Origin of the sequence: Rodentibacter pneumotropicus DSM 21403, from assembly GCF_000379905.1 — a bacterium.
Lineage (GTDB): Bacteria > Pseudomonadota > Gammaproteobacteria > Enterobacterales > Pasteurellaceae > Rodentibacter > Rodentibacter pneumotropicus.
The window spans coordinates 149,578-164,687 of sequence record NZ_KB904056.1; the positions used below are offsets into that span (position 1 = coordinate 149,578).

14 protein-coding genes are annotated in these 15,110 nt (G+C 39.3%); 6 read left to right on the top strand and 8 right to left on the bottom strand.

Translation table 11 applies throughout. The features are described 5' to 3' along the window. Positions 1 to 7: 7 nt before the first annotated feature. Both A3GE_RS12235 and A3GE_RS0107625 read right to left on the bottom strand, forming a co-directional pair. Positions 8 to 184, bottom strand: coding sequence for a DUF5363 family protein (locus A3GE_RS12235; RefSeq protein WP_018356670.1), 177 nt, complete (start codon positions 182 to 184; stop codon positions 8 to 10). Continuing rightward, the gene (locus tag A3GE_RS0107625) at positions 181 to 2,034 is read right to left on the bottom strand and encodes a tRNA(Met) cytidine acetyltransferase TmcA (RefSeq protein WP_018356671.1); all 1,854 of its coding nucleotides are present in this window, start codon (positions 2,032 to 2,034) and stop codon (positions 181 to 183) included. Before A3GE_RS0107625 ends, A3GE_RS12235 begins: the two co-directional genes overlap by 4 nt. Before the next feature lie 243 nt (positions 2,035 to 2,277). On the opposite strand from A3GE_RS0107625, the gene A3GE_RS0107630 reads away from it, so the two are divergent. The 4 genes from A3GE_RS0107630 to A3GE_RS0107645 all read left to right on the top strand — a co-directional run bounded on the left by A3GE_RS0107630 (position 2,278) and on the right by A3GE_RS0107645 (position 5,357). Next, on the top strand, positions 2,278 to 3,258 hold the full coding sequence (locus tag A3GE_RS0107630) for a mannose/fructose/sorbose PTS transporter subunit IIA (protein ID WP_018356672.1): 981 nt from the start codon (positions 2,278 to 2,280) through the stop codon (positions 3,256 to 3,258). 11 nt (positions 3,259 to 3,269) lie between these two features. After that, positions 3,270 to 4,064 carry a PTS mannose/fructose/sorbose transporter subunit IIC gene (locus A3GE_RS0107635; protein ID WP_018356673.1) on the top strand — a complete coding sequence of 265 codons (795 nt, stop codon included), beginning with the start codon at positions 3,270 to 3,272 and terminating at the stop codon, positions 4,062 to 4,064. A gap of 10 nt (positions 4,065 to 4,074) precedes the next feature. Further along, on the top strand, positions 4,075 to 4,908 hold the full coding sequence (manZ, locus tag A3GE_RS0107640) for a PTS mannose transporter subunit IID (RefSeq protein WP_018356674.1): 834 nt from the start codon (positions 4,075 to 4,077) through the stop codon (positions 4,906 to 4,908). A 65-nt stretch (positions 4,909 to 4,973) separates the two neighbouring features. Next, positions 4,974 to 5,357 carry a hypothetical protein gene (locus A3GE_RS0107645; protein ID WP_018356675.1) on the top strand — a complete coding sequence of 128 codons (384 nt, stop codon included), beginning with the start codon at positions 4,974 to 4,976 and terminating at the stop codon, positions 5,355 to 5,357. Between the two features lie 39 nt (positions 5,358 to 5,396). Here the strand turns inward: A3GE_RS0107645 and A3GE_RS0107650 are convergent, their stop codons facing one another. The 6 genes from A3GE_RS0107650 to A3GE_RS0107675 form a co-directional block, all read right to left on the bottom strand. Continuing rightward, positions 5,397 to 7,223 (bottom strand): ATP-binding protein, encoded by a 1,827-nt coding sequence (locus A3GE_RS0107650; RefSeq protein ID WP_018356676.1) that lies wholly within the window; start codon positions 7,221 to 7,223, stop codon positions 5,397 to 5,399. A gap of 169 nt (positions 7,224 to 7,392) precedes the next feature. Then, positions 7,393 to 10,203, bottom strand: a complete 2,811-nt coding sequence (locus tag A3GE_RS0107655) for a valine--tRNA ligase (RefSeq protein ID WP_018356677.1) — start codon at positions 10,201 to 10,203, stop codon at positions 7,393 to 7,395. Positions 10,204 to 10,215: 12 nt separating this feature from the next. Then, positions 10,216 to 11,343 (bottom strand): DUF4268 domain-containing protein, encoded by a 1,128-nt coding sequence (locus tag A3GE_RS0107660; protein WP_018356678.1) that lies wholly within the window; start codon positions 11,341 to 11,343, stop codon positions 10,216 to 10,218. A gap of 1 nt (position 11,344) precedes the next feature. Next, positions 11,345 to 11,662 (bottom strand): N(4)-acetylcytidine aminohydrolase, encoded by a 318-nt coding sequence (yqfB, locus tag A3GE_RS0107665; RefSeq protein WP_018356679.1) that lies wholly within the window; start codon positions 11,660 to 11,662, stop codon positions 11,345 to 11,347. A 39-nt stretch (positions 11,663 to 11,701) separates the two neighbouring features. Next, complete coding sequence (locus A3GE_RS0107670; RefSeq protein ID WP_018356680.1) at positions 11,702 to 12,226, bottom strand: hypothetical protein; 525 nt, start codon at positions 12,224 to 12,226, stop codon at positions 11,702 to 11,704. A 26-nt stretch (positions 12,227 to 12,252) separates the two neighbouring features. After that, the gene (locus A3GE_RS0107675) at positions 12,253 to 12,684 is read right to left on the bottom strand and encodes a DNA polymerase III subunit chi (protein ID WP_026215440.1); all 432 of its coding nucleotides are present in this window, start codon (positions 12,682 to 12,684) and stop codon (positions 12,253 to 12,255) included. 302 nt (positions 12,685 to 12,986) lie between these two features. Between A3GE_RS0107675 and fumC the strand changes: the two genes are divergently transcribed. Together fumC and A3GE_RS0107690 are read left to right on the top strand one after the other, a co-directional pair. After that, on the top strand, positions 12,987 to 14,381 hold the full coding sequence (fumC, locus tag A3GE_RS0107685) for a class II fumarate hydratase (RefSeq protein ID WP_018356682.1): 1,395 nt from the start codon (positions 12,987 to 12,989) through the stop codon (positions 14,379 to 14,381). Between the two features lie 110 nt (positions 14,382 to 14,491). Further along, the gene (locus tag A3GE_RS0107690; protein ID WP_018356683.1) at positions 14,492 to 15,094 is read left to right on the top strand and encodes a chalcone isomerase family protein; all 603 of its coding nucleotides are present in this window, start codon (positions 14,492 to 14,494) and stop codon (positions 15,092 to 15,094) included. The last annotated feature ends 16 nt before the right edge of the window (positions 15,095 to 15,110 follow it).

The following is a 15,110-nucleotide window of genomic DNA, read 5'->3' on the forward strand; positions in this document are numbered from 1 at the left end:
AAACAGGTTATTTTTTAAAGAGCGAATCTTCTTTGCATAAATTTCCGTTTTCATCTTCACGCATTTTTGGCATACCGCAACAGCTTGGTGAATCAAGATCGTAAGTTTTTAGAAAATTATCATACTTTTCCAAAGCCCGTTTAAACCACCCCTTAGGTTTCTCTGTTTTTTCTGTTGTTGTCATAAAAGTTCCTCTAAATATCGTTTAATTTCTAAACGAAAATATTCTACGCTTTTTTTCTTGTTAGAGGGTAGTCGTTTTTTCGTCAAATAGGTTGAAAGTTGTGGAAAATTCCTTTTATTTTTCGCCCTTAACAAACGTTGAATCGCAGGCATTGAGGAAAATAAAGTGCGGTTGAAATAGGCAAAATTTTTTAAACTTTGCCAATCTTCCTCATTAAGCGACCAATCAATTTCCCCCTGCACCATTGTTTCAGCCAAAGGATGAGGTGATAACGCTACATTACGTTGAAATTGTCGCTGTGCAATTTTTACAAAGGCTATACCTTCTTCCGATATTCCTTTCAAGGCAATGGCGGAATAGCTGCCGCTACTGGCTTCTTGATGTTCCCCTAAATGAACCAAAACAAAACCGCACTTTTTCCAAAAATAGGCTAATTCTTCCGTATAACCAAAGCTCACAGAAAGAAAATCCACCGCCGGTTTCTGCATTGTGTTCACTAATGCCTCCCCTATTCCGTGCTGTTGCCAACGAGGCTGTACAGCAATACGCGAGATCCGCTGTGAACGTAATAAACAGGCTTGAGGAAGATTAGCATGGAAACAAAGTGCTTGAGGTACAAGATTTCCTTTGGGGCGACGTATTCCTTGTCTGATTTGTTCGATCAGATTTTTATCACTCATTCCGCCTTCTTCTAACGCCCAAATTGCACCGATAAGGTGTTGTTGATTGTTCGCCAAGTAAAAGTGCTGTCCTTCACCATCAAATAAACGACGTAAATCAATGGGTGAAGTTCGATAATGTGCCAATGTCATCAAGCCATAAAAAGGCTCGGGCGAACTGATTAACCGAGACTGCTTGATTTCATCAATCTGAATATCGCCCTGTGGGTTATACGCAATTTGCTCAAATTGATCTTCTGCCTCTAGCAATAAAAGATCTTCAATGAAATGTTCCAGTGGATCATTTTCTTCCCAACGCAGAGGTTGATAGAGCGCAAATTGTTGGAAAGTGCGGTGAATTTTTTGCTTAAATTTTAATTCAAAGCCACGCCCTGTTCCTTCGTAGCTATGAATTGTTGTACTAAAAACAATATGGCAAAAATGTTGAGAAAATTGCTGTAATAAAGACAAAGGAATCATCGCCGCCTCATCCACTAAAAGCCACGCACTTTCAGAGAATGCTGCATTTTGTTGTAATCGTTGGCTTAATTCGTCCGGTGCAATAAATTCGATATTTCCCTTAGAAAAATCATACAAAGAATTGACCGCACTTTTGTTGGGAGCGGTGAGATAAATCGGTGTATCAATTTGATCGGCAAGCATACCTAATAGGGCGGATTTGCCTCTTCCGCGTTTTGCCGTCAAAAAGTAAAGATCACGCTGTCGTTGTAAAATCTCCTCAATGATTGTTTGCTGCTCCGCTGTGGCTGATTTGTTTTTTTTCTCATGATGGAAAACAACGGGAAATCTGACCGCACTTGGTTCTCTCAAAGTAGGAAAATGGTAGCGCTCCGCGCATAGTTTGAAATGGTGAATAAAATTGGGTGTGCAAATAACAGCATTGTTTCCGTTCCAACGAAGGCTATCAAAATCGGCGCGTTTTTCTAAATCTTCCCACGCCGAAAACAACAAACAGAACGTCCCCCCCACTTTTAATGTACCGGCGGCAATGGCAAGGGCTTCTAAATGAATGCCATTTCGTGCATCAAATAAAATATGTTCAAATTCTTGTCCCAATAAATTGGATGCTTTAGCAAAAGGAATCCCCCGCTCTCCAAGGATTAAAACTTGTGGAGGCAAAAATTCAGGGAATACATCAGAAATAAGCACTTGGCATTGACGATTTGGCATAAGGAATCCTTATTATCATTTCGGTGCATTTTAGCGAAATTTTGATGTTCTACAAATCCTGTAAAATTTTGACCGCACTTTTCTTCCAAAAATACGCCATTATTTACTGCCTATTTCGTCATCATTATGAATAAATGTTGATCTGGCTCACACTTTTTTCCTAAATCCTTTCATACCTATATTGAGTTAGGTAATCGTTTACATTATGCTTGCCACGTTTTTTTATAACGTTAGGAGTACCCAATGATTCAAGTAATCGTTGCAGCTCACGGCAAACTTGCCGCAGAGTTGGTGAACTCTTCTGAAATGGTGTTTGGCGAAGTGGAAGGACTCCACGGTGTCACATTCGTTCCGGGAGAGGGGCAAGACACCTTGGTGGAAAAATATGAAGCGATTATCGCAGAATGTGATCCCACCGATTCGGTGTTATTTTTGGTGGATTTATTCGGTGGCAGCCCTTATAACGCGGCAGCTCGTGTGGCGGCAAAACGCCCACAAGATGATATTGTCACCGGCGTGAGTTTGCCTATGTTGTTGGAAGTATTGGATGCGAAAGACGATGCAAAATCAACAGAAGATCTCGCCACTACCGCAAAAGAAGTGGGAGTAATGGCGGTGAAAAGCTATCGTAAATCTGATGAAACCTTTACTCAAGCGAAAGAGACAACGAGAGAGTCATCGGAAGAACAGGAACTAGAGGAAGACAATACACAATATGATCCAAATGGGCGTATGAGTGTCAATTTATTGCGGATTGATGATCGTTTAATTCATGGTCAGGTAGCAACATCTTGGGCAAAAGCAGTGAAATGTGAAGCTATTTTTGCGATCAGTGATGAAGTAGCCAATGATGAACTTCGTAAAGAGTTATTGCTCCAAATTGCTCCGCCACATTTGAAAGCCTATGTCATTTCCGTAGATAAAGCGATTAAGGTGTATAACAATCCTAAATACGCCAGCCGCAATATTTTGATGCTGGTGACAAAACCGGAAGATGCGGTGCGTTTAATTGAAGGCGGATTGCGCATTGATACCATCAATGTAGGAGGTATGACGCACAAAGAAGGAAATAAACAACTTTCCGATGCCGTCACCGTCAATCCGTCTAATGTGGAAGCATTTAAAAAATTACTCGATATGGGTGTAAAACTCTCACTTCAGAAAGTGGCGGCAAATAAGCCCGTTGAGCTTACCCGTGAAAAATTAGATTCAATTAAATTTTAGGAGAGCCTTTTATGTCAACAATGGAACTCATTTTAGTCGTACTGGTTGCGGCGATCTGCGGTATGGGAAGTGTGTTAGATGAACGTCAAACCCACCGTCCACTTTTTGCTTGTACCATGATAGGTCTGGTATTAGGTGATATTGAAACCGGCATCATTCTTGGTGGTACTTTAGAAATGATCGCATTAGGTTGGATGAACGTGGGTGCAGCAATGGCACCGGATGCGGCACTGGCGAGTGTTATCTCTGCAATCTTGGTTATCAAAGGTGGACAATCGGTGGGCACGGCAATTGCTATTGCGGTACCGGTTGCTGCGGCAGGTCAAGTATTAACCATCTTTGTTCGTACTTTAACGATTTTCTTACAACACAAAGCCGATAAATTTGCAGAGCAAGCCAATTTCCGAGGTATTGAGCTTTGTCATTTTGCCGGTCTTTCTTTACAAGCCTTACGTGTTGCAATTCCTGCATTCGCCGTTGCTTTAGTCGCAGGTACTGATACTGTAACCAATGCACTAGGTGCGATCCCAGAAGTGATTACCCGTGGTTTACAAATAGCCGGTGGTTTCATCGTGGTTGTAGGTTATGCAATGGTCATCAACATGATGCGTGCAGGTGCATTAATGCCGTTCTTCTTCCTTGGTTTCGTGATTGCCTCATTCACTAACTATAACTTAGTAGGTTTAGGTATTTTAGGTACTTGTTTGGCAATGCTTTATATCCAATTAAATCCTCGCTTTAACCAAGCAACAATGCCGGCAGTGACCAAAAGAAAATTGGCCGATAACGAATTAGAAGGTCTATAAGGAGCGAATTATGTCAGATCAAAAAACAACACTTACTAAAGGTGATATTTTAAGAACCTACTTCCGTTCAACGTTCCTTTTAGGTTCATTCAACTTCGAGCGTATGCAATCAATGGGATTCTGTGTTTCTATGATCCCAACCATCAAGCGTTTATACAGTAAAAAAGAAGATCAAGCCGCTGCATTAAAACGCCATCTTGAATTCTTTAATACCCATCCATGGGTCGGTTCCGCCATTATGGGGGTTACCGCAGCCATGGAACAGGAACATGCAAACGGTGCAAAAGATGTGGATGATGCGGCAATCAGCGGGGTGAAAGTGGGCTTAATGGGACCACTTGCCGGTGTGGGTGACCCAATTTTTTGGGGAACATTACGCCCTGTTTTAGCCGCATTGGGTGCCGGTATTGCCTTAACCGGCAGCCTTTTAGGACCTTTATTGTTCTTCATTTTAATTAATGTTATCCGTGCTTTAACCCGTTGGTATGGTTTCAAATATGGCTATGAAAAAGGCACTGAGATCGTCTCAGATATGGGCGGAGGTCGATTACAAAAGATTACACAAGGCGCATCCATTCTCGGTCTTTTTGTGATGGGATCACTGGTTTCAAAATGGACGACCATCAATGTCCCATTAGAGCTTATCCGTTATAAAAATCAATTAGGTGACGAGGTTGTTGTTACCTTACAAGGCGTATTAAATAATCTTCTTCCCGGTTTACTCGCATTATTGCTCACATTCTTATGTATGTATTTATTGCGTAAAAAAGTGAATGCGATGATCATCATCTTTGCCCTATTTGGGATCGGGATTTTAGGTTATTGGGCAGGTATTCTCGCTTAGATAGCGCTTGAAATATTGAACCATAAGGGCGTATGATAACGCCCTTATTTTTAGGGTAAAAAATAATGAAAATCAAGGAATTAATACAGACTCCGCCCAGTGAAACCTACATCAAAAACAGCTCTCGCTTGGTTTCCGGTCTATTTATTATCGGGGGATTACTTTATTATCCAACAAACGGTTATGGCGCAGTTATATCTTTAGCGCTGGCATTAATCCTGTTATTCGGTCAAAAAATGTTGCTTACTCAAGCGAATAAAGATTTCACCGATATGTATCAGGCAAAGCAATTTTTTGAACAAACGCAAAATACCGATTATTTACGCTTTATTATGGCGCGTTCAGAGCAAATGCTGAAAGATAATAAAGTGCTGTCTGATAAAGCAAAACGCGAAATTCACCAATTACGGGAATATTCAGAAGAAAAATTGGAGAATGAAAATTCATAAAAAATGACCGCACTTTCAATGCAAAGTGCGGTCATTTTGCTATAACTTTAAATAATCTTCTAATTCTTTCACATTCGTCTGCCAGTGGGTATTAAGTTTATCAAGCCAATTTTCAATATTATCCTTCCAACTATCTTCCTGATAACATTGTATTTTTTCTGCAAGTTGCTGCACTGTTATTAAACCGATAGAACCTGCCGCTCCTTTAATTTTATGTGCAATATTGGCAACATTTTGAGTGGCAGAATTATCCACCGAATAAACTTCAAAAGCATCATTAAGTTCTTCAAGATACGCAGGCATCATGTGTTTAAACAGAATTAAATTTTGTTCGGTTTGAGTTTTGACTACTAATTCTATCTGCTCTAGATCCAAAGATTGGTGGGCTAACTGTTTTTCCACGACTTTAAATTCGATGTTTTCTTCACCAAAAAAATGGTAAAAACAGCGTTTTAGATCTTCCAATACAAGAGGTTTACGTAACACCGTATCCATTCCCTTACTCTGATATTCTTCTTCACTTTGCATCACATTAGCGGTGAAAGCTACAAGAGGGGGAAGAAAATCATAAATGCCGTCTTCATATTTTTGACGTAGATGAGAGGCTATATCGAATCCGGACATATCGGGTAAGTTAATATCAAGTAATATAATATCGTAGCTATTGCGTTCAAAAAGTTTAATAGCATCTTTCCCATTCAACGCAACATCAACATGATGTCCGAGTTTTTCTAATACGCTTTTTGCTACAAGAACATTTAATTCAATATCTTCAACCAGTAAAACGGATAAATTCAACGGTTGGATAGGTTCATAATTATTAATCGGATGCGCTTCTTTCGCATAGATAGTCAGATCAAATGTTGAGCCTACACCAAGCTGACTTTCAACTTGAATATCCCCCTTCATTAATAAAGCAAGATTTTTTGATATTGCAAGCCCTATTCCGCTACCGGAAGATCTATTTGTATCCTCTTTCACGCGGTAATACATTTTGAAAATATTGTTCAGTTCACACTGTGCGATCCCCCTACCGGTATCAGAAACACTAAAACGGTAAATATCTTTTTCTAAGGCATGAATAGAAAGTTTAATTGTACCTTTTTCAGTAAACTTCACCGCATTACCAATCAAATTTAAAAGAATTTGACTCAAGCGCGCCCGGTCTAAATAAAGTAAATCAGGTAAATTAGATTCAATTTCCAAAACAAATTTAAGATTTTTAGGTTCAGCCATTAAAATGGCAAAATTTTGAATATCATTTAATAATTCATTCAAATTGATAGGTTCAAAGTTCAATTTTAAGCGGTTTGTATCAAACTTATCTAAATCAATAATATCGCTAAAAATATGCCCCAAATTGACCGCACTTAAATTAATTGTTTTCAAATAATTACGCTGCTTTTCTGACAACTGTTCATCAAGCAAAATATGGCTCAACCCAATAATACCGTTAAGCGGTGTTCGCAATTCATGGCTAATAGTCGCCAATAAACTACTTTTTTCCCGATTATTCTTTTCTAATTTTTCTAGAGCAATAGAAAGTTTCTTTTCAGCAACAATTCTTTCCGATACTTCATTTCGTAAACGTAATACTGTTTTAGACAGAGCCAATCTTGATCGCTCTAATTGTTCAACGAGCAAAGTAAAAAAATAAATCACAAAAGGCGCGGTGAAAAGCCCAAATATAATTGAACGAACGAGAACCATCCAATCAATTTGATTGGTAATAAAGAGACTAAGTAAAGTCTGTGCACCCAAAGCCAAGACAGCTAGAAGAAATAATCCAAGTAGGGAAAACCGAACACGTCCGAGCTTTATCACCCAATCAACATATCGTTGAGCAAAATGTTTAAAGTTTTTCATTATTATTAATTAAGTGTTGGAAAAGTTACTGGAAAAGTATTTTAGCACCGAAAGGTAAATTGTATATCTATTAGTTAGTATGATTGAAATAGTCGCAGTAGGAACAATCATCCTATACTGCATTTTTTAAATAATAAAAAACGCTGAACCAGTCAGCGTTTTTTCAAAATTATAGCGCTTCAATCGCCTTATACTGCTCTCGGATTTTTTCCAACCCTGATTGATATTCAGCCATTTTTTCACGCTCTTTGGCGATCACTGCCTCCGGTGCTTTGGAAACGAAGGCTTCGTTGCTGAGTTTGCCTTCAATACGTTTTACTTCATTTTGATATTTTTCTATCTCTTTGGTTAAACGTGCAAGCTCGGTTTCTTTGTTGATAAAGCCTGCCATTGGCACAAGAAGCTCCGTATTGCCCACAAGTTTTGCCACGGCAAGCGGGGCATTTTCCCCTTCCGTTAGTACCCGAGCATCACCCAATTTTGCCATTGCACATAAAAGTGCGGTCTGTTTTTCAAGAATTTTTTGTTCTGCTACATCCATATTACGGAACAATAAATCTAATCCTTTACTTGGTGCAATATTACATTCAGCTCGAATATTACGTATCGCAACAATCACCTCTTTTAACCAATTGATTTCACGCTCAGCTTCACAATCAAAGGCACGTTCATTCACCGTTGGGAATGGCTGTAACATAATGCTATCCGCATCAATGCCAACAAAACCTTTCACCTTTTGCCAAATTTCTTCCGTGATGAACGGAATCAATGGGTGTGCCAAACGCAATAATTGCTCTAACACTCGAATAAGAGTTTGACTTGCCGCGCGAATTTGTGCCGGCGTACCGTTTGCAAACACCGGTTTCGTTAATTCTAAATACCAGTCACAGAATTGGTTCCAAGTAAATTCGTAGATCGCATTTGCCGCTAAGTCAAAACGATATTGGCTTAATGCCTCGCGAAAATCGCCAACTGTGCGATTAAAACAAGATTCGATCCAACGATCCGCCACGGAAAATTCAATTTCGCCTTCACTTAAATCCAATTTTTCATTGGTTAATACAAAACGGCTCGCATTCCACAGTTTATTACAGAAATTACGATAGCCCTCAAGGCGTTTCATATCCCAGTTAATATCACGACCATTGCTGGCGAGAGCAGCAAGAGTAAAACGTAACGCGTCCGTACCATGTGCCACAATGCCGTCGGCAAACTCTTTACGGGTGGCTTTCGCAATTTTTTCCGCTAATTGCGGTTGCATCATATTTCCCGTGCGTTTTTCAAGTAAATCTTCAAGGCTAATACCGTCAATCATATCAATCGGATCGAGTACATTACCTTTGGATTTCGACATTTTCTGTCCTTGTTCATCACGGATTAAGCCCGTTACATAGACGGTTTTGAATGGCACTTGCGGTTTGCCATTTTCATCTTTAATGAAGTGCATGGTGAACATAATCATACGAGCCACCCAGAAGAAAATGATGTCAAATCCGGTGATTAATACATCAGTCGGGTGGAACATTTTCAGCTCTTTGGTTTGCTCCGGCCAGCCAAGCGTAGAGAACGTCCACAGCCCCGATGAGAACCAAGTATCTAGCACATCTTCATCTTGGGTTAAAGGCAGATCCGCTGGCAGATTATGTTTTTGGCGAGCTTCTTCTTCGCTACGAGCAACGTAGATATTACCCGCTTCGTCATACCACGCAGGAATGCGATGCCCCCACCAAAGTTGGCGTGAAATACACCAGTCTTGGATATCCCTCATCCAAGAGAAGTAAAGGTTTTCGTACTGTTTTGGCACAAATTGGATTTCACCGTCTTCTACCGCTTTTGTTGCCACTTCTGCAAGCGGTTTAACGCTCACATACCATTGATCGGTCAAATACGGCTCAATCACCACACCGGAGCGGTCTCCGTAAGGACGCTTCAATTCATGCGGTTCAATTTTTTCTAAATAACCTTCCGCTTCTAAATCCGCTACGATTCTTTTGCGGGCCTCAAAGCGATCTAACCCACGATAACGCTCCGGCGCATTGTCGTTTAAGGTCGCATCGGGGTGCATTAAATTGATGATCTCAATATCGTGGCGTTTGCCCACTTCATAGTCGTTGAAATCGTGTGCGGGGGTAATTTTCACACAACCCGTCCCAAATTCAGGATCAGGGTAAGGATCGGCAACTACCGGAATGATACGGTCGGTCATCGGGACGTGTACCATTTTACCGATCACATCTTTGTAACGTTCATCGTCAGGGTGAACCGCCAAACAACCGTCAGCCAAAATCGTTTCGGGACGAGTAGTCGCAATGTGCATTGCCCCTCCACCAAAGGTTTCAGATTTATCCACAAACGGATAGCGAACGTGGTACATAAAGCCTTTTTCGTCACGGTTTTCCACTTCCAAATCAGAAATAGCGGTACGCAGTTTCGGATCCCAGTTTACCAAGCGTTTGCCACGGTAAATCAGCCCTTCTTCGTGTAATCGAACGAACACTTCTTTTACTGCATTGGACAAGCCTTCGTCCATGGTGAAGCGTTCACGATCCCAGTCGATTGAGTTACCCAAACGGCGCATTTGTTGGCTAATCGTACCACCTGAATAGGCTTTCCAATCCCAAATTTTATTGATAAAGGCTTCACGCCCATAATCGTGACGAGTTTTTCCCTCTTCCGCCGCAATTTTACGTTCCACCACCATTTGGGTAGCGATACCAGCGTGGTCTGTTCCCGCTTGCCATAGGGTGTTATGCCCTTCCATACGGTGAAAACGAATAAGCGTATCCATCAAGGTTTGCTGGAACGCATGCCCCATATGTAAACTCCCCGTCACATTCGGCGGTGGAATGGCGATACAATAGCTTGGAACATTCTGGTTTTCATTCGGTTTAAAATACCCTTTCTCTTCCCAGTGTTGATAAAGGGCTTGTTCTACCGCAGACGGATTAAAACGGTCTGCCATTTGGAGGTTTTGTGTCATTTATCTTTCTCTTTAATTACTAACTTGCTTTTTAATTTTTTCTAATGATGGTTTAATAGCATCTACAAATTTTTTCATATTCTCAATATGCCAATCTATAGACCTATCCCAATTAGTCATATCATCACGATTAAAACTATTATTTGATGATAGTGATATCCTAGAAGCCCTTTTATTCTCTAAAAGTTCCCAAGTTAATTCAGCACCAAATTTCTTCTCTATAACTTCTTTATCCTTTTGTAAAAGATTAAAAATTGTCTTGTTATCATCTTTGTCTATATATAATTCAACTCTAATCTTATTCTTTAATAATACAAGATTATATTGAACATCTGCGATCCCCGCTCCAGTTGATATCCAATAACCCTGAGAGCCATTTCTCCCATCATATAAAGAGAAACCTCGATTTTTAGCACATTCTAACAACTTAGCCCAATATTTTGAATATAGTTCTGAATTCATTTTTTGAGTTATAGTATTTTTCTTTTCTTCATCATCCTTCAAAGATAATTTAACTGTAAATTTTTCAATTTCAGGAACTGGAATTATTTTATCTACATCTATAATCAAAGCATTATTCCACTTATAAGGAACTATTTTTATACATTGAATATCAATATTATTTGATCTTAACCATAAAACAGTACTAGTTACCTCTGGTCTAAATTCTTTTGCAGCAAGAATAATTCTCTGACTATTTCCTATATTAATATTAAAATCCTCTTTCCCTAAATGTTCATTAATATTATCTTCAGCATTATCAGATAAGCCTTTTTTATTTAAATACTCTTGATAGATATTAATAATCTCTCTTTTAGTTAGAGTCGAACAATAAGATACATATTTCAGAGCTTGCCAGACAACATCTTTACCAGTATCGTCTAATTTATTTTCAATAATGACCAAATTTCCTTTTTTATCTAATGCCAATAAATCCAATCGTTCATTAGTCTTATCAAATCCAGAAAATTCTTTTTGAATAATTAAAAGCTCCTCATCTGAACCGATCCCTTTTGCTAAGATACTAGGGTTTTTATCAATCCATTCTTGTAAATCATATCTTTCTTTTAGTCCATTTTCAGAAAATGTTGTCTCTGAAATTTCTGTTAATGATTTAGTTCCTTCATCCAAAATATACATATTACTTATCTCTTATTCTAAACTTAATCACATAAAAGCGTTCTTCATTCGGATAAATCCCTCGAATCACTTCTTTCAACTCCGCTAACGTCATATTTTCTTGCCTAGCGTGTTGTTCCGTTAATTCATCTAACGTAATAGGCAAAACACTTAATACTTCAATCGTGCAGAAATATTGATTATCCTCAAACCGACCAACACGCAAAACATCGCCCATTTTAAAATGGCTTTCGGTTTTATCTCGAATGGTGATCGTTTTTCGCCCTGTGAGAATATCGGCTTCAAAGCGTTGATAGAAAGTAATATCGTTTGCTTGCATTTATTTCTTAAAGTGCGGTTAAAATATCGAGAGTTTTTATTACTGATTCAACCGAATCTCACCTTTTACTCGCTCAATTTCTAAAAATAAACGGCGTTCTTCTTGGCGGCAGAAACTGTACTCACCTAATTTTTCGGCTTCCGCTGTACACCGAACCTGCTGATATTGGGATTCGAGGACTTTCAATAAGGCTTTTTGCTCTTTTAAATAGCTACTAGTTGTTGCTGTTTTACGTGGTTTTTCTGAATGGCGTACTTTTTTCGCCATTTCACCTTTCTTAAAATTAGAAGCAACCGGTGGTTTTTCAACGGTGTTTTTCACTTCCTCTACCGTTTTTTGCTCGACCTTTTCAACCTCAGCAATATTTTTAACTTCCTTATCTTTAACAACCGATGACACCGTTTCATCTTTAGAGGCATCTGAAACCGGCATTTTCTCAGGCATTGACTCAACCTTACTTTCAGAAAGTGCGGTCACTTTTTCAGGTGTTTTTGCTTCTTGATTATCACAAGCGGCTAAAGTTAAAACGCTTAATCCTATAAAAATTGGCAAAGAAAGTTTCATATTAGATCCTTAGGGTTTTAGTAAAATTAAGTATTTTCGGTGGAAAGTTGCCAACCTTGCATACGGAGTTGTTTATAGCGATCCCGAGCTCGTGCTTTTTGGGTTTCTTCCACAGGAACAAAATCAATTAACTGCGTAAAACTATGGCTAAACTCAGGGATGTCTTGTTGCAAGTTGATAAGCAAATCACGTCGTTGTGCATTGCGTTTTCCACGCCATGAAATCTCAATGGGTGTGGGATATTGAGTCGCTTCGCCCGATAAATTATGCGGCACAAATTCATTGGGATCCCGTTGCCAAAGTGCCTCATCGATATCCAGTGCTTGTTGTTCCGTTTCACAAGCAATCAAAATCCGTTTTCCTAAACGCCAAGCTGATGCGGCTAAATTACAGGCTAGTTGTTCAACAGTGAATGGGCTTTGTTCTGTCAAAATGTAAAACTGTGCATTTTTCATCATTTTTTGCCTTAAATTCACCAAACTATAAACCGAGTAATTCTACCGAAAAATTGAGAAAAAATAAACGGGTAAAGAGTCCTTCTATCCTTTCATATGCTTTATACAAGTAAAAAACAAATCGTTATTGATGAAATTCAACACAACATATTCAAAAAATAAAAATCCTAATAAAACCGACCGCACTTTTATGATCTATATCACAAAACTGATTTTTAGCATTCCTGCCTCGTTCCATTCATAATTCCTAGGTGTTAGAATCAAGCCACTTTTAATTTTTTATTCTATTAAGAAGGAGTATCATAATGGCATTTCGTATTGAAAAAGACACGATGGGCGAAGTTCAAGTTCCTGCGGACAAATATTGGGCAGCACAGACCGAACGTTCACGCAATAACTTTAAAATTGGGCCTGAAGCTTCAATGCCGGCTGAAATTATTGAAGCCTTTGGTTATTTGAAAAAAGCCGCTGCTTTTGCAAACCACGATTTAGGTGTGTTGCCCGCTGAAAAGCGTGATTTAATCGCCCAAGCCTGCGATGAAATTCTGGCGAATAAATTAGATGATCAATTCCCCCTCGTTATTTGGCAAACCGGCTCCGGTACGCAATCAAATATGAATGTCAATGAAGTGGTGGCAAATCGTGCACACGTTTTACATGGCGGAAAATTAGGGGAAAAATCGATCATTCACCCAAATGATGATGTCAATAAATCACAATCTTCAAATGATACTTTCCCAACAGCAATGCATATTGCAGCCTATAAAAAAGTAGTAGAGCACACCATTCCTTGCGTTGAACGTTTACAAAAAACCTTCGCTGCAAAATCTGAAGCATTTAAAGATGTGGTGAAAATCGGTCGTACCCATTTAATGGACGCAACACCATTAACTTTAGGTCAAGAATTTTCTGCTTATGCCACACAATTAGATTTCGGCTTACGCGCATTAAAAAATACTCTTCCTCATTTAAGCCAATTAGCCCTTGGCGGCACGGCAGTAGGGACAGGGTTAAATACGCCGAAAGGCTATGATGTGAAAGTAGCAGATTACATCGCCAAATTCACCGGGCTTCCGTTTGTTACTGCTGACAACAAATTTGAAGCATTAGCGGCGCACGATGCTATCGTGGAAACCCACGGAGCGTTACGCCAACTTGCCATGAGTTTATTCAAAATCGCTAACGATATTCGTTTATTGGCATCCGGTCCTCGTTCCGGTATTGGTGAAATTTTAATCCCAGAAAATGAACCCGGTTCTTCTATTATGCCGGGCAAAGTGAACCCAACCCAATGTGAAGCCATGACTATGGTCTGCGCGCAAGTATTCGGTAACGATACCACGATTGCCTTTGTGGGGTCACAAGGTCATTTCCAATTAAATGTGTTTAATCCGGTGATGATTGCCAATTTCCTACAATCTGCACAATTATTAGGTGATGCTTGCGTGTCCTTTGATGAACATTGCGCAGTTGGGATTGAACCAAATTATCCACGCATTAAACAACAACTTGAAAATTCATTGATGTTAGTAACCGCACTAAACACCCATATCGGTTACGAAAATGCAGCGAAAATTGCTAAAACCGCACATAAAAACGGTACAACCTTACGCGAAGAAGCCATTAATCTTGGCTTAGTTTCAGCGGAAGATTTCGACAAATGGGTGCGCCCTGAAGATATGGTAGGCAGTTTAAAATAAACTTACCGATGAAATAACGGTCAAAGGCGGGGTAACTCCCGCCTTTTTATTTGTGGTTTTAAAGGTGCTTTTGTTATAATCCGTGCGATATCGAACCGTGAAAGAACAATATGAAAATTAAATATCTTTTCGTGACAATTTTGGCTTTTTTTTCAACCGCACTTTCCGCTCATTGGCAGTTAGTGGGTAATGCTGAATATACTTGGGGACCTTTCCACGTGTATAGTGTGGGGCTTTTTTCTGAAACCGGTTCATACCAAGAAAATCAGAGCCCACTGATGTTTTCCATCAAATATAAAAAGCCTATTGAAGGCAAAAACTTCGCTATCACCTTAATAAAAGAAATGGAAGCACAGCAGTTCAATACAGATGACACCACGGCTTGGTTAAAAAAAATGCAGGAAATTTTTCCTGATTTTTCGCCAAATGACATTTTAAATTTCGTGGCATTGGAAAATAAAGGCTATTTTATCGCTAACGACACTGTGTTGGATCATGAATTTGATACGAAATTTACTCAAGCTTTTATCAATATTTGGCTTTCACCGAAAAGTAGCTTTGTAAAATTACAACCACAATTATTAGGTCAAGAAAAGAGCGGTCAAAATGAACAAGAATTTCAATATCAACCGGCAAGTGAGCCCTTTGATGAAGAAAATTCGATGCCGGAATTACCACCTAATTACGATCCTCAACAGAATTTGAAAGGTTAATAAACCGGCAAATAGA

Bases quoted from the DNA above. Each gene is read 5' to 3' on its own strand.
- A3GE_RS12235 (WP_018356670.1), bottom strand. From the start codon at position 184: ATGACAACAACAGAAAAAACAGAGAAACCTAAGGGGTGGTTTAAACGG.
- A3GE_RS0107625 (WP_018356671.1), bottom strand. From the start codon at position 2,034: ATGCCAAATCGTCAATGCCAAGTGCTTATTTCTGATGTATTCCCTGAA.
- A3GE_RS0107630 (WP_018356672.1), top strand. From the start codon at position 2,278: ATGATTCAAGTAATCGTTGCAGCTCACGGCAAACTTGCCGCAGAGTTG.
- A3GE_RS0107635 (WP_018356673.1), top strand. From the start codon at position 3,270: ATGTCAACAATGGAACTCATTTTAGTCGTACTGGTTGCGGCGATCTGC.
- manZ (WP_018356674.1), top strand. From the start codon at position 4,075: ATGTCAGATCAAAAAACAACACTTACTAAAGGTGATATTTTAAGAACC.
- A3GE_RS0107645 (WP_018356675.1), top strand. From the start codon at position 4,974: ATGAAAATCAAGGAATTAATACAGACTCCGCCCAGTGAAACCTACATC.
- A3GE_RS0107650 (WP_018356676.1), bottom strand. From the start codon at position 7,223: ATGAAAAACTTTAAACATTTTGCTCAACGATATGTTGATTGGGTGATA.
- A3GE_RS0107655 (WP_018356677.1), bottom strand. From the start codon at position 10,203: ATGACACAAAACCTCCAAATGGCAGACCGTTTTAATCCGTCTGCGGTA.
- A3GE_RS0107660 (WP_018356678.1), bottom strand. From the start codon at position 11,343: ATGTATATTTTGGATGAAGGAACTAAATCATTAACAGAAATTTCAGAG.
- yqfB (WP_018356679.1), bottom strand. From the start codon at position 11,662: ATGCAAGCAAACGATATTACTTTCTATCAACGCTTTGAAGCCGATATT.
- A3GE_RS0107670 (WP_018356680.1), bottom strand. From the start codon at position 12,226: ATGAAACTTTCTTTGCCAATTTTTATAGGATTAAGCGTTTTAACTTTA.
- A3GE_RS0107675 (WP_026215440.1), bottom strand. From the start codon at position 12,684: ATGATGAAAAATGCACAGTTTTACATTTTGACAGAACAAAGCCCATTC.
- fumC (WP_018356682.1), top strand. From the start codon at position 12,987: ATGGCATTTCGTATTGAAAAAGACACGATGGGCGAAGTTCAAGTTCCT.
- A3GE_RS0107690 (WP_018356683.1), top strand. From the start codon at position 14,492: ATGAAAATTAAATATCTTTTCGTGACAATTTTGGCTTTTTTTTCAACC.